This is a genomic window from Vibrio ezurae NBRC 102218 (assembly GCF_000467185.1).
GTDB classification, from domain to species: Bacteria; Pseudomonadota; Gammaproteobacteria; order Enterobacterales; family Vibrionaceae; genus Vibrio; species Vibrio ezurae.
In genome coordinates, this window is the sequence record NZ_BATM01000040.1 from 1 (window position 1) to 14,355 (window position 14,355).

Genomic DNA, 14,355 nt, shown 5'->3' on the forward strand with positions numbered 1-14,355 from the left:
AAATTAATACAATTTTCCTGAGTGTTCGTAATCCAAAAGATATGGATATCTTCCTTTCTATTGATATATCGTAGCTCCTTCGAACACTTCACCCTCCTCAGGGTCTAACGCAATAGCCACACTGTGGCGCGCACGAGTCAACGCTACGTATAGTCTCGCACGAGTGGGATTCTTAAGTAATTCTGGTCGATCGGGATTACGTATCCAATTAACCATATCCTTGGTTGGGTAAATAAAAGCTCTATCAACAGTCAGCCCTTTAGACTCGCCAAAGTTCATAACTTCATACGATGGATTAACTTTGGATCTAGCGTTCCAGCGAAGTTGCATTGGCTGATATGTCTTTAAGTATTCTGAACAAAGGTGCTTAGGGACGATGAAAACCCCTTGGTGCAGGATTTTTTCTCTTCGGCAGTCATTGCACTGGCATGCATCAACAGCTTTAAATTGAGGGTAGAGTTTAGAGGAGTAGTCACAAATATCCTGATAACAGCGGTGTGATTTATTCAGTGTTGTTTCATCAACTTCGCAAGATATCCGTTTACCCAACGTTTTATCAGATGTCACAAATCCTTTGATATTCCCGTTTCCATAGTCGGAATACTTAGTTGTATGGTGAGTCTTGTAGGTAACTTGTCTTGGGTCTCCAACTAACATAACCTCTGATTTTGACTTAAATAGAAGCTTGATCAACTCTAAATCAAACCCAGCAAGATCTTGCACTTCATCTATAAAAATCATGTTATATAGGGCTGATATTCGGTTCACTACTGCTTGCTTGCTTGCTTTATTGGCTTCAAAACAAAACTTGGATATCTTATCGGAGTAGACCTTGAAGTCTTTAGTGAAGTAATAATTCTTGAAGTTATCTTTTTCTGACCAGTATACACCTTTACCATCCTTGTTTTTATACTTAAGGCCAGAGCGCGTATTAACCAGAATAAACCCAATCCTTTCATTCGCTATAGAGTCATTTAATTTGCACTGATATGGCCTAACCCAATGCTTAAGAAGGAATGAAAACCATGTGATAATCGTGACATTAGGCGGTACAGTTCTGACTTCTTTAACAAACTTATCTCTTATTTCCTGCTCATTTGATTCAGTGTAAGTTGTTATCAAAATTGACTTATTAGGATTTTCTATTGCCGTTTTAACTAAAAGCGTTGTTTTCCCAGATCCCGCAGCAGCAATTACAAGGCGATTGTTATTCATTACACCACTCCACTGCTTTAGTGATGTATTCTGGATAGCTAAACTTATCTTTTGATTCAAAAACCTTTAGAGACCAACTGGTTTTTTGTGTTTGTAGCTTTGCTGATAGTTTTTCAACGGTATTAAACGTCTTCACATTCAATTCAAGGGCTTTGCATAAGGCGGGTAATACATCCTTGTTTGCATCAGCAAACTGTGGCTCAAGTGTGTTTAAGTTATTACGATCATCTGCAAAGATGGAGATGTGTGTGTGTTTAAGGTAATCCTTATACTTTTTGGTGATCGTATTGTCGTAATTACCATCGTTATCAGTGATTACTGCCACTTTTTTATCAATTTTGTCAGCTATTTCTAAAAAGCGTTTGAATGTAAGTTTTACAGATATCACATCAAAACCATGCTCGATAGGCAATACTCCGTTATTTGCATCCATATAAGCTCTTTGAAAAATTAATTCATCGGAATCACCTTCAACGAGCACTGCTTTTTTACAAAGAATCAGGCGTAAGGTTTGATAGCCCGGCAGCTTCTTAAAGAAGTCGAAAGTGTCTTTTGATAAATATGTAAACCTTGTGACTTTATGGTTATTTAGGAGAAGAAGATTTTCAAGGCCTAGTTTATTAGCTACGAAGCTGCTATGCGTTGAAATGATCACTTGCTTATCACTCACACCATCTATGATTTCTTTTAATAAGTGATTTAACTTAGAGTGCGATAAATGATTTTCTGGTTCTTCTATCAATAGTAGACTTGCTTCTTTAGCCTTTTGATGACCCAGTGCAAGATTTGTTTTTATCACGCACTGGGAGCCTTTACCTACCTGATGGAACGGAATGTCTCCAAGGTAGGTCATCAAACTAGACTCCCAAGAATTTTGAGTAGAAAGATCAACAGATATATTAAGATGTTCCCCTTGAACTTTTGACTTATTATCAATCTTCTCGTTAATTCTCTTCACTGCTTCCTCTTCAGTAAAGCTATCCTTCATTTTTCTGTATGCCTGAGATAACTTGACCTTCTCTTTGTCCTCCAACTCGTTTCTGATGATTCTTGAAATGTATACATCTGAACCATTTTGGTACTTGTTTGAGGATGAGTCGATTAGAACAGACTTAATAGGGATGCTTCTAGATGTAACTGAATCTCTATCGAAAGATGTCCATGAAACCTTATAATACTCAATAGGTAGTGTATTAAGCTTCCCTCCACTCTTTATGAGCTCAGAGTACTCTTCTGCATAGGTATCATCGAATTCGACTTTGAATGACACGCCACAAGCATCACTCCGTTCTTTGTTTCCTGTTCCCTTAAATTTAGGGACACTGTCTTTGTCGAAAATAACCTCGATGCATATTTCAGGTAAAGTAGTACTACCACCATCGTTCACTTGGCCTAGGTACTCAGACACCGCTTTGCAATTGAATAAATACTGGCTTAGTTCATTCTTTAAGTATTTGCCGTGTAATATTCCACTAAGAGCCAAATGAATTGCTTCAAGGATGGTTGATTTTCCTGAGCCATTATCCCCAACAAGGATATTCACACCTTTGTTAAACTCGATAGAGAACTTTTCGTAGTAACATTTATAGTTGTAAATATTAACTCTTTCGATGTACATCGCTACGTTTCCTTCAATATGCATATATAAAAAGATTACCAACTGTTACAGGATATCCTATGCGAACATGGACTCCCATCCAAAAATCACGCTAACGTATTGATATTCGAAGGAGCAGCTTTGCAGGCTGAGTAACCGTCCGTCTCGCTAGCCCAGAAAGAGAGGCTCAATAGTCGCGGCTAGACCAAAGCCACTACAAATGAAGATTTAACGAAGCGAGAAGCTAAGCAGAGTAGACTTAGAATGGGGCAATTTCGTGTTTCATACCCCGCCAGCATGCCTTTGGACAAAGCCTTGTTACTTATATTACTAAACTAGGATATAACGGATTAGCTGAGGTATAGGCTCAACTACCTATTGTTAGAGCAAACCCTGTCCATATAAAACGATTCGCTGGTGCTATTGGCCGCAGAGCCAAAAATGATCGTTTAGATGCAGAGTTGATCGCTCACTATGGAGAAGCAATCAAACCAGCTCTTACTGTCATAAAACCCAAAAACATACACTTAATGAGTGACTTAGTCATTCGCCGAAATCAGTTGCTATCTATGCAAACTATGGAAAAGAACCGAATACAGATACTTCCAGCTTCTCTCCATTCAACTATCAAACCGATGCTAACCACGATAAAAAATCAAATCACCAAGTTAGAAGAAAGACTAGTTAAGCTCATTGAAGATAGCCCGGAGTATCAGGCAACAAATACAATATTGCAGAGCGTCCCAGGAATAGGAAACATTGCCGCTGCATCAATAATTAGCAACGTACCAGAGCTTGGCTACATTACAAATAAACAAGCGGCATCACTGATTGGCGTCGCTCCAATAACACGGGAAAGTGGGCGTTACAAAGGTAAGCGCGTGATCCAAGGCGGTCGAGCGCAAGTACGCACAGTGTTATATATGGCAATGATATCAGCCATGCAATGTAACCCCGTATTCAAAGCAACTTATGCTCGACTTGTAGCTGCCGGAAAGCCAAAGAAAGTGGCAATAATAGCGTGTGTTCGAAAGATGGTTGTAACCCTTAACTCTATGCTGAGAGATGGCGTCATGTGGGATGAAAACACAGCCAAAAACTAATCATTGACGCCATAGTCGTTTGTTATGTACGTATTCCCTCTGGCACGATCATAGGCAGGTCTGTACAGCCAAAGTCTAAGCCAAACTGACTTAACAAACAGGTTAGCTGACCTCTGTGATGCGTTTGATGATTGAAAATATGTTGGCAGAACTCACCAACTGTTCGTTCAATTACCTGCCCCTCTGTTGTCGTGTATCTGACTATTTGGTTACAGCTATCAGCAGTAAACTGTTTAGTGATTTCAATGTAGATCGAGTCTACAAGTCCTCGTAATTCGGAGAGTGAGTCTAGATTCGAAGCGAACGTGTCAGAAACTGACTTAGCAAGAGGCAATTTCTCTAAAACAGTAGCTTCAACTGATACTAACTCGTTTGCCACCAGGCGCTGGAGCATAATCAAGTCACCGAATAAAATATGATTCCAGTGAGCCATGATTGTAGGAAAAAATGAGTTGGTATTCTGATGCAACTGCTCATGAGTTAGCTTACTGCAAACACGAAGTAACTGCTTATTCATTCGCTGATTATACACAGCTAACATTCTGAAATTTGAGGATAAATCCATTTGACCTCCAAAGTACATAACGCCTGCATAACACGTTTGCTATCATGCAGATTAAGTCCAATTTACCACTTAATGCGGTAAACCCAAAGAAACCTAGAATGCCGAATGTAGCAAATCGTGTTGATGCATTTGTTATAAGCACCTTTCACCAGATAAACTATTTGTAATGGATTGATGATTTAGTTTCAGGTATTCGATATCAGATAAATAAGCAAGATGATGTCCATTACTGATATTTTCAATAAATGCCTCATTACCGTTTTCAGCCTCACTTTGCATAAAATCGACTAAGGTTTGAACCCTATCAATAATAGTTTCAACTAACTTCTCACGTTCAGCATTTGATAAACCATAAGAATCACAAAACAACTTAGCCCTAGCCGATTGAGAGTTTAAATCACCTAATGCGTCATACTCATTGGTCTTAAACGGTGCCCAACAATAAACAGCATAAGCAATGTCCCAAAGTCTTGGCGCAGGATGAGCCGTATCAAAGTCAAAGATACCGACAGTTTGATTTCCATTTAAAGCTACATTGTAAGGAGCGAAATCTCCATGACAAATAACTTCATACGGTTTTCTGCTTGGTAGCATCCATTCAGTTTTTTGAAATGACGGACTAGAAATAAATGAAACCGTTGAATCATGATATTGACGCAAAAGCTTGCCAGCAGAAATTAGTGCTTCATCTGTAGCAATATTTCCAGTCAATGGATAATTGTAAACTTCACCCAAAACATAAGACAAAATCTCATTTCCATTGTCGTCAAAACCAAATGATTTTGGAGCGCCATTAAAGCCTTCACTTTCGAGGTGAGACAGTAACTTATGAATTGAAACAGACCAAAAACCACTTGGTCGATATACTTTATCTTCAGAGCGAAAAACTAGCCCTTCGCGCCCACCTTGAAGTTCTTCCATCATAATCCCTTTTCATGAAAAACCAGTGCTTATAACATTGTTAATAACGGGCCCGCTCGTTTTGCCGCTTGCCTAGCTTGTATTAAAGCTACCATAACCCCTTGAAATATAATGCATATACTTCACGTTCCGCATTCTTTTTTTACATAAAAACGAGCGTGCGTGTTATCACTTTTTAACAATGCGCGTTATCTTAGGAAGATAAACACTAATCCTATGATTAACAATCACTTATTAAATTTTGTGTTGGCAAAGCGAGACTGGGCTCTTGGGCAAAACAAGCCATTTTCATACTCAAACCGAGTTCAACCCCAATAAACTGTATAAATTCACAAGAGTTGGATTCTAGAGCGCCGAGCAAATTTTGTTATATAGTTGGATGGTTGGGCATAAGGAAAAGTAAGTCAAATTCCAAACAGGATGACGCACTTATAATACCAACTTAAAACATAATGGAGCAAAACCTTGTTAGCCAATCTGCTAGATCAACTCACTTTTGGACATAAGTGACACAGTGAAGTTGTTAAATTAGTCACAATGGATAGGTGAGGTATAGCAAACTGCTGGTTAGGAGGCCAACTATCTCTTATTCAAGGCAAAGAACCAGAATTATGTCGAATTCCATTCCGCCTTTACTAGTTAGAACAATGTAACAAAGTGCTATAAAAGCATTGAACGATTAAGTTAACGACATTAAGATAATGGCATAAACTTAATGTCGTTAACTTGTTGAACAACTCATGAATAACCAAAATGTAAAGGGGCGTCCAGCTCTGATATCAAAACAAGACATCATTGAATGCGCCCTAAAGATAGGGTTATCTAAAGTGAGCATGCACGGGCTTGGAAAGTCACTAGGGGTCAGCGCTACTGCTCTCTATCGCCATGTCGCATCTAAAGAGGAGCTGATACATGAGTGCTGTGACTTCATCATTGAAAGTGTAGAAATTCCGAAGCAAGATCGATGGGAGTCTTATCTATATGAATTTTCAAAGAACTTCAGAAACTCACTTCTAGCGATCCCTGGTTCAGTAGAGTTTATCCGTTATAGCCAGCAGTTTACTCCTAGTAGCCAAAAACTGGTGAATGACGCTCTTGCTGTATTCCTTAAAGAAAATTTTGAGGTACAAGATGGATTCATGGCGTTTACTAGTGTGTATACCAAAGTGACTGACATTGTTCAGCACCAAGAACAGTCAGAAAGATTACAGACTCAAGGGCAAGTTCCCCCTGAATGCCTACCCGATGCGTCTGAGTTTCCTAACTTATTTTTATTACTCAGTGAAGTAAAACCAGTCGACTATAACGCTTATTTTGAAGCCGGAATAAAAATAACAATTGAAGGCTTGAAAGCCGTCTACTCCAAGTAAGAGGAAATTTATATGTCACTATTTATCGATAATGCAATCAGTGGTTGGATTCGAAATGCTGAGAAAAATGGCGAGCTAAAAAACAACCCATACAAAGGGAAGGAAATTGACTTAGAAGATTACTTTCGAACGCCTAAGGAGTTACGTATGGGGATGAAGATCCTAAAAGATGCGAATTGCTTGCCACCTGCGGTTGAAATCATGCAGCAAATTAGCAAAAAGAAAAAAGAGCTCGAGCTAGAAAAAGATGCAAAACGTCAGCACGCACTGAGAAATGAAATTCATACTCTTGAGCTAAAAAAGGCTTTGTTTCTAGAAAACCAATAAGCAATTAACTACGTTAGATTATGGGCGCATGCACTAACCAGTCGGTCTCCATTTACAAGAGACCTCTGTGCAACTCACCCATCGATTAACGTACACTAAATGCTGATAAGAGCTGTGTTTATATTCGACTCAGCTTCTCTAACAGTAACGCTCTGTTTTTAATCATACCGAAAAGTACAGATTAGATTAATTTGTTCTACTGGTGCACTGACTAGGTCACCCTTTTTTATTTAAAAAAAACAGTCATTTAAAAACAGTTACTTAAAAACAAAGAAGTAGCATTTATAACATCGTTATTTGCAATACGTTGACTCAACTTCAAATTGCACAGTGTAATTCGTTGGATACCCCTGCGATACATAATCATGCACTGTCTCATCACACCAATCGATTGCGCTACTTTTACTTGTATAACCATCACCCTTCGCATTCCAACACTGCTTTAAATCATGTTGTACTTGATAACGAAATGGCGCATCCGAATAGGTGATTTTACAAGACGAGTAAGTAAATACTGAAGAACCATCAGAATTAGTCACGTTACACGAGGAAAGCAAGCAAGCCGTCAATAGCATTAATACTTTTTTCATCTTACTCACCCTGCTGTCTTTGATTTTTAAATAACTCAGTAAATACCACTTTAGACTGACAAGGTACCTCAAAGTAGTCGTGATCATTATTTAAGACCCGCAATTCAAGGTCATGATAGCCTTTACACTCGTACTGAATGCCAGACGTTGGGGCTAACTTCAGCGTTTCGCCATAAATATCAATGGCAACGGTCTCATTGGATATGTTTTGAATCGACAATGTCGGCAATTGGGTTGTAACCACCTCCACTCCATCCAGCGGCGCTTCAATGTCGTTTGCGAATGCAGCGCAAGATATCACTGCGAATATAAAAGCGACTTTACCAGTAAATTTCACGGCGACTCCTAGGGTGATGCAATCAACTTATCCGCCAAATTCGTCTGTAAAGTGAACGGATATTTTATTGCGACTATCTTACTCCTTAATTTATCCCACGACAGAAGGTAAAGATTACTTCTCAGATAGGACGAGCGTAAAGAGTGTTAAATTTCACGAGAACTCACCCATTTTCGAATCAATACCGAAGAAAAAGGAACTACACTATGAATACCTACTATGGTTATATCGCGTTGTCTTAGAAAGATAAATTCATCGAATAAAGGAATATAAATGAGTCATTCTATTTTTAAAGTTTCTATTTTATCCATCTTTACCCTATTTGCTGCGCATGTTTCTGCCGCTGCGCCCAACGTTCCAACACTGCCTCCCTATATAGTGCTGAGTGACAATTTAGATGAACCTAACGGCTATGGATTCTGCATTGATACCTATGGGCCAGGACAATCAGAGCTAATGCAAACTCACTCCTGTAAACCTAAAGGGCCTGAAGACTCACCTCGCAACTATTCCGGGCATGATGTTCGATTTGAATACGACGAGCAAACCAACCGAATTCAATCCTACGCTTATGAAGGTTTGTGTATGCAGGCGTTGCTCGCCAAAGGTAAAACTGAATTGGCATTGTTGGAATGCAGTGAGGCTAAACATCAGGGGTTTATTTATAACAAAGAAGATAAAACGTTTAGGCTCCAAGCCGATACTAGTTACTGCTTAACTGTTGTATCAACCACACAAGAAGCTGGTCCGTGGGTAAAAAGAGCCCTACAAGTCACCCAATGCAACGAGTCAGAAGAAAGTGTAAAACAGTGGACAATCGTACCCGAAGCATAGCGGATAGTCATATTGCGCGATGAATTTAGAATTTACCTCAAGGTTTTTATTCATCAAACCTTGAGGTAAACAAAAGATAAAGCCAACGTTTTTATGCTTAAACATAAAAATGGGACCTAAGCTGCAAGTTAGATCCCACACGCCATCAAGCAAATCGACTCATTATTTCTGAAATTCCAATAAGGCGGCTAATGCTTGCTCTGCTTTAGCGCTTTGCACAAAAATATGATCATGATAATAAGCAGCAATGACATTGGCACTGATGCCTTTTTCTGCCAGCTTAGTAGCAACCGCAGCCGTTAATCCGACGGCCTCAAGGCTTGAATGCACAGTTAATGTGATTTTTTTAAAGCTACCATCAAATGCCAACTGTGCATCTGTTGCTTGTTGCTTCTCAACCACTAACGTCAACCCTTCCGACTCAATAAAGGTTGCGATTGGGTTTAGCTGTACGTAATCTTTCAACTCACCTTTTACAGTACAAAATACAAATTCGTTGTCCTGTAATTCAGGTTGCATTGATTCGAGCAACTGCGTTAATTCCGTAATTCCTGACATGTTTTCCCCTGATCCTTATTCTTAATCTCTATTTACAGTGTAAATTATGGCGCAAGACGTTCAATTTCCCACTGTTGAGCGTCATCAACACGAGTATAAATGAATCTATCGTGTAGACGGTTTGCCCCACCTTGCCAAAATTCTATCGATTCCACCTTAATACGGTATCCTCCCCAGAACGATGGCATAGGTATTTCACCATCAGAGAACTTCTTTTTAAGCTCTAAAAACTTACCTTCCAAAATTCCGCGTGCGGAAATACGCGAACTTTGTTTACTGGCAATGGCTGCCAACTGACTGCCTTTTGGACGAGAAGTAAAGTATTTAAAGTTTTCTGCTGCGGTAAGCTTCTCAGCAACCCCAGTAACATGGACCTGTCGCTCCAATGGATGCCAAGGGAAATGTAAACTGATCTTGTTATTGTCTTGCAAGTGAATCGCTTTGCGGCTGCCTAGGTTGGTATAAAACACAAACCCTTGATCATCTAAGCTTTTTAACAACACAATTCGCTGATAAGGCTGCCCGTGTTCGTCAACGGTCGCAACAGTCATTGCAGTAGGATCCGTCAGCTGTGCTTCAATAGCCTGCTCTAACCATAAATTAAACTGATCCACTGGGTTTTCTTTTAAATTTTTTCTGCGTAAACCGCCCAGCGTATAGTCGCGACGAATATCCGTTAACTTCATTTCACATCCTCAAATGACTTTTGCTAAATTCTGCGCTTTCAAGATAAATATCTCAAGAGAGTTTTGCCTCTATAGGCATTTAGCTTAACTCGATTTTCCTTTTTACACTCTATTCATGCATAAAGCATATGTTGCACAGTGAGTTTCAATAATTATGCTTAAGATTCAACTCTCTAGCGCCCCGTCTTTTGTTACATACACCGCCACAACCGCATACATTTACTTAACATTAACCATAAACAGGCATAGTATAGAAGAAGTGCTTTACTCGCCGCTCTCAACAAACCGATTGGCGAGCAAAAGACCTCTTTCCCTTAATCACTCAATGCGCAAATGGATGGCCTATGAGTCAAGAGAAGCTAAAAAATCTCGGTCGAACCGAATTAGAGTATGTGGATGACAAAACCGCTGCGCTACTTTTAAATACCCCGTCAAACGCTAGGCTACTGCTGTGGTTAGTGCTTATTTTCTTTGGTTGCGCTGTTGCTTGGGCGAACTGGGCCGAAATAGATAAGGTTACTGTCGGAAACGGCAAAGTCATCCCCTCAAGCCAACTGCAAGTGGTGCAAAATCTAGAGGGCGGACTGGTTAAAGCTATATTGGTGCGTGAAGGTCAGCAAGTGACTCAGGGGCAACAACTGCTTTTGATTGACGACACACGCTTTCAATCTGATTTTAGAGAGCGTGAGCAGCAAGTTTACAATCTAACAGCGAAAGTCCTGCAACTCTCTGCGTCTGTGGCCAGTATCGACGTAAAAGACAACGTCAATCTAAGAAACTGGCGAGATAGCGTCACAATCAGTACTAATAAGCTGGTTTATCCCACTAACTTTGAACAAAACCAACCTAAACTGGCGGCAAGACAACGAGTCGAATACCGACAAGACTTAAGCAACTTAACAAACCAACTGAAAGTGCTTGATGAGAAAGTCGATCAAAAAATTCAAGATCTCAATGAAACTCGTGGGCGAATTTCAAACCTTAAACAAGGTTATGATTTTGCACAAAAAGAGTATGAGCTAATGGAACCGTTAGCCAAAGAAGGCATCGTGCCACAAATAGAGTTCATTAAATTAAAACGACAAGTTATCGATACCAAAAGAGAACTTGATTCCGCTAGAGGGCGAGTTCCCGTGCTTAATGCGGCCATAAGAGAAACCTTACTTAGCCGAGTGGATGCTGCCCTTGATTTTCGTTCTGAGCAGCAAGAGAAACTGAATCAAAGCCAAGATGAACTGTCGGCACTGACTCAGAGCACCGTAGGGCTGGAAGATAGAGTCAGCCGAACCATTGTCACCTCCCCTGTAACCGGCACGATTAAAAAGCTGTACACCAATACCGTAGGCGGGGTTATTCAACCCGGTATGGATTTAGTTGAAATCGTTCCAACAGAAGACATGCTGGTGGTAGAAGCAAAAATCGCACCACAAGATATCGCCTTTTTAAGGCCCGATCTCCCCGCAATTGTAAAATTCACCGCCTATGACTTTACCAAGTACGGCGGTTTACAAGGTACGTTAGATCATATCAGTGCCGATACGATTCAAGACGAAGAAGGCAACAGTTTTTACTTAGTAAGAGTGCGTACGGAAAAAACCGAATTTGGCAGTAACGGTCAATTACCGATCATTCCTGGGATGACCGCTTCGGTCGATATTATTACCGGAAAACATACCGTGCTCGACTACTTACTCAAACCGGTTTTAAGTGCTAAAGGTCGTGCATTACGTGAATAAACAATAACTTATAAAGTAACACACGAAAGGATGATCAAGGATGCGCCCCTATTATTCACTTATCGAACACGGGGCTAGCGCTCACAAAAGACAAACCATTGGGCTGAAGGCAATAATGGATTATAAGGCTTCATCAATGATGCCAAGGATGACAACGCATGAAAGACTCATTACTACATTCACTTATCTATGTCAGTCGCTACTATGGCCTCTCTAACTCGCCAGAAGCACTGTTAAACGGTTTACCGTTACCAGAGGGGAAACTCACCCCTATTTTATTTTCTAGAGCAGCACAGCGAGCAGGACTGGTTGCCAAAGAACAGTGCGCACCATTATCAAAGGTTTCGACATTAGTACTACCGGCAATACTGCTCACAGGAGAAAATGAAGCATGTGTACTGCTCAGTGTGGATTCTGACACAGGTCAAGCCGAAATCGTCAGCCCTAACACGGGGTTTATCGCAACTACGGTCACACTCTCTGAACTTGAGCAAGACTACAGTGGACGCTATTTTCTCATCAAAAAACAATTTCGATTTGACCAACGTTCTCCAGAAATTCTAAAAACACGCAAAGGACATTGGTTTTGGGGCACGTTAAAAGAATCCCGTTCAATTTACCGTGACGTTTTGATTGCCTCCATTTTAATCAACATATTTGCTATCGCGACGCCATTATTTACAAGGATTGTCTATGACAAAGTGGTCCCTAACTTGGCCTTTGAGTCTTTATGGGTACTTGCCAGTGGCATCGTTGTCATATTTATATTTGATTTATTGCTCAAATCTCTTCGGAGCTACTTTATCGATGTCGCGGGAAAAAAATCCGACATACTGATTTCTTCCAAACTGTTTAGCAAAGTCATGGGGATTCGTATGGAAGCGCGCCCTCCTTCTGTAGGGGCATTCGCCAGACATCTACAAGAATTTGAATCCATTCGAGAATTTTTCACCTCAGCAACAATAGCCGCCTTGATTGACCTACCTTTTGCTCTGCTGTTCTTATTTGTGATTTGGTTGATAGCGGGCAATGTAGTATTAGTGCCAATTGTGTGTGTCTCCTTACTGATTTTGCACTCTTTACTCATTCAAAGACCATTGAGAAATAGCATTGAAGAGGGCTCACGCCTTGCGTCTCAGAAATACGCAAATTTAATAGAGAGTTTAGCAGGCTTAGAATCTCTAAAAATTTTTGGCGCACAAAGCCAATTTCAATATCGTTGGGAGGAAGCGGTTGCCCATATGGCGAATTGGAACATTAAAAGTCGTCGTATTACTGATGGCGTTCAAAACTCCGCAGGCTTCTTGCAACAAGCTTCAAACGTCGGCATGTTAATCATGGGGGTGTACCTGATCTCTGAAGGCGAGCTCACGATGGGGGGCTTGATCGCAGCAACCATGCTCAGTGGTAGAGCAATAGGCCCGCTTGTACAAGTTGCCCTACTCTCCACTCGCTATAATCAAGCCAAATCGTCAATGACCATTATCGAGCAAGTGATGAGTATGCCCGATGAACAAGAAGAAGATAAACGCTATATTCACCGTCCTGTACTTCAAGGGAAAATAGAGTTGGATAAAGTAAGCTTCAACTACCCTGATGCCCCCGTCTCTTCCATTCGCGATCTCAGTATCACTATCCGTCCCGGAGAGAAAGTCGCAATTATAGGACGTATTGGCTCAGGGAAAACGACCTTGGAGCGCCTAATTATGGGCTTATATAAACCAACCCAAGGTCATGTCAGAATTGATGATACTGATATTCAACAATTGCATCATACCGATGTGAGAAACAATATCGGCTGTGTGCCGCAAGACATCACTTTATTCTACGGCTCTATCCGTGACAATATCACCCTTGGCAAACAACTTGCTGAAGATGACGAAGTAATGCTCGCGGCTAAAAGAGCGGGCGTGGCAGAGTTTACGATGAAAGACCCAGCAGGTCTGGAGCGACAAGTTGGAGAAGGAGGACAGCTTCTTTCTGGCGGACAACGCCAAGCCGTAGCCATTGCCCGCGCTTTCCTTGGCAGACCGCCGGTTCTGCTACTAGACGAACCAACCAGTGCTATGGACAATCGCTCCGAAGCATTGATCAAGGCTGAATTGAAAAATCTATCTAAACAGGAAACATTGGTACTGATCACTCACAAAACCTCCATGCTAGAAGTAGTGGATAGATTAATTGTCATGAGCGCAGGCACTGTTGTGGCAGATGGGCCAAAAGAAAAAGTGTTGGCTGAACTTAAAAAAGGCAACCTAAAGAGCGTTAACCAGTAATCAATTTACAGTGTAAATTAAAGGGTCCCAACCTAGCACAAGGTTGAGACCCTTTTTTATATCTTGCTGAAACTGAATCGGATTTACAGTGTAAATTGAGAATGTCTAGTTACACTCTTTGATTTACACTGTAAATCGATGTCTTCGCCGCTGTCATACCAATTACGCTAAGTCAGTGTTCAGAAGTCGCACGGGAAAATCACCTGAGAATAAGGTGAGCTTTTTCGATAAGTCGTTATT

Annotated in this window: 13 protein-coding genes and 1 pseudogene; 6 read left to right on the forward strand and 8 right to left on the reverse strand. The window is 40.7% G+C overall.

Annotated elements, in window-relative coordinates; all coding sequences use genetic code 11:
• Window positions 1-57: 57 nt before the first annotated feature.
• Window positions 58-1,215: a UvrD-helicase domain-containing protein gene (locus VEZ01S_RS12745; RefSeq protein WP_021714456.1), complete on the reverse strand. Its 1,158-nt coding sequence runs from the start codon at window positions 1,213-1,215 to the stop codon at window positions 58-60.
• On the reverse strand, window positions 1,208-2,833 hold the full coding sequence (locus tag VEZ01S_RS12750) for an ATP-dependent nuclease (RefSeq protein WP_021714457.1): 1,626 nt from the start codon (window positions 2,831-2,833) through the stop codon (window positions 1,208-1,210). The genes VEZ01S_RS12745 and VEZ01S_RS12750 overlap by 8 nt, the downstream gene beginning before the upstream one ends.
• Window positions 2,834-3,177: 344 nt before the next feature.
• Between VEZ01S_RS12750 and VEZ01S_RS16915 the strand changes: the two are divergent.
• Window positions 3,178-3,915 (forward strand): annotated as a pseudogene (locus VEZ01S_RS16915) (IS110 family RNA-guided transposase); the annotation flags it as partial.
• 22 nt (window positions 3,916-3,937) lie between these two features.
• Here the strand turns inward: VEZ01S_RS16915 and VEZ01S_RS12760 are convergent.
• Both VEZ01S_RS12760 and VEZ01S_RS12765 read right to left on the reverse strand, forming a co-directional pair.
• A complete protein-coding gene (locus VEZ01S_RS12760; protein WP_021714459.1) occupies window positions 3,938-4,480 on the reverse strand; it encodes a DinB family protein in 543 nt (180 codons plus the stop codon).
• Between the two features lie 132 nt (window positions 4,481-4,612).
• The gene (locus VEZ01S_RS12765) at window positions 4,613-5,401 is read right to left on the reverse strand and encodes an aminoglycoside phosphotransferase family protein (RefSeq protein ID WP_021714460.1); all 789 of its coding nucleotides are present in this window, start codon (window positions 5,399-5,401) and stop codon (window positions 4,613-4,615) included.
• A gap of 740 nt (window positions 5,402-6,141) precedes the next feature.
• Here VEZ01S_RS12765 and VEZ01S_RS12770 point away from each other — a divergent pair.
• Both VEZ01S_RS12770 and VEZ01S_RS12775 read left to right on the forward strand, forming a co-directional pair.
• Window positions 6,142-6,771, forward strand: coding sequence for a TetR/AcrR family transcriptional regulator (locus VEZ01S_RS12770; RefSeq protein WP_021714461.1), 630 nt, complete (start codon window positions 6,142-6,144; stop codon window positions 6,769-6,771).
• Between the two features lie 12 nt (window positions 6,772-6,783).
• Window positions 6,784-7,098 (forward strand): DnaJ family domain-containing protein, encoded by a 315-nt coding sequence (locus tag VEZ01S_RS12775; RefSeq protein ID WP_021714462.1) that lies wholly within the window; start codon window positions 6,784-6,786, stop codon window positions 7,096-7,098.
• Between the two features lie 293 nt (window positions 7,099-7,391).
• On the opposite strand, the gene VEZ01S_RS12780 is transcribed toward VEZ01S_RS12775, so the two are convergent.
• Together VEZ01S_RS12780 and VEZ01S_RS12785 are read right to left on the reverse strand one after the other, a co-directional pair.
• The gene (locus VEZ01S_RS12780) at window positions 7,392-7,688 is read right to left on the reverse strand and encodes a hypothetical protein (RefSeq protein WP_021714463.1); all 297 of its coding nucleotides are present in this window, start codon (window positions 7,686-7,688) and stop codon (window positions 7,392-7,394) included.
• Window position 7,689: 1 nt separating this feature from the next.
• Window positions 7,690-8,025, reverse strand: coding sequence for a hypothetical protein (locus VEZ01S_RS12785; protein ID WP_021714464.1), 336 nt, complete (start codon window positions 8,023-8,025; stop codon window positions 7,690-7,692).
• Window positions 8,026-8,298: 273 nt separating this feature from the next.
• Between VEZ01S_RS12785 and VEZ01S_RS12790 the strand changes: the two genes are divergently transcribed.
• On the forward strand, window positions 8,299-8,859 hold the full coding sequence (locus tag VEZ01S_RS12790; RefSeq protein WP_021714465.1) for a ricin-type beta-trefoil lectin domain protein: 561 nt from the start codon (window positions 8,299-8,301) through the stop codon (window positions 8,857-8,859).
• A gap of 162 nt (window positions 8,860-9,021) precedes the next feature.
• Here VEZ01S_RS12790 and VEZ01S_RS12795 read toward each other — a convergent pair whose 3' ends face one another.
• Complete coding sequence (locus VEZ01S_RS12795) at window positions 9,022-9,417, reverse strand: ACT domain-containing protein (protein WP_021714466.1); 396 nt, start codon at window positions 9,415-9,417, stop codon at window positions 9,022-9,024.
• 44 nt (window positions 9,418-9,461) lie between these two features.
• Window positions 9,462-10,103: a pyridoxamine 5'-phosphate oxidase gene (pdxH, locus tag VEZ01S_RS12800; RefSeq protein ID WP_021714467.1), complete on the reverse strand. Its 642-nt coding sequence runs from the start codon at window positions 10,101-10,103 to the stop codon at window positions 9,462-9,464.
• 344 nt (window positions 10,104-10,447) lie between these two features.
• Between pdxH and VEZ01S_RS12805 the strand changes: the two genes are divergently transcribed.
• Together VEZ01S_RS12805 and VEZ01S_RS12810 are read left to right on the forward strand one after the other, a co-directional pair.
• Complete coding sequence (locus VEZ01S_RS12805) at window positions 10,448-11,839, forward strand: HlyD family type I secretion periplasmic adaptor subunit (RefSeq protein ID WP_021714468.1); 1,392 nt, start codon at window positions 10,448-10,450, stop codon at window positions 11,837-11,839.
• 158 nt (window positions 11,840-11,997) lie between these two features.
• On the forward strand, window positions 11,998-14,115 hold the full coding sequence (locus VEZ01S_RS12810; RefSeq protein ID WP_021714469.1) for a type I secretion system permease/ATPase: 2,118 nt from the start codon (window positions 11,998-12,000) through the stop codon (window positions 14,113-14,115).
• Window positions 14,116-14,355: the final 240 nt, after the last annotated feature.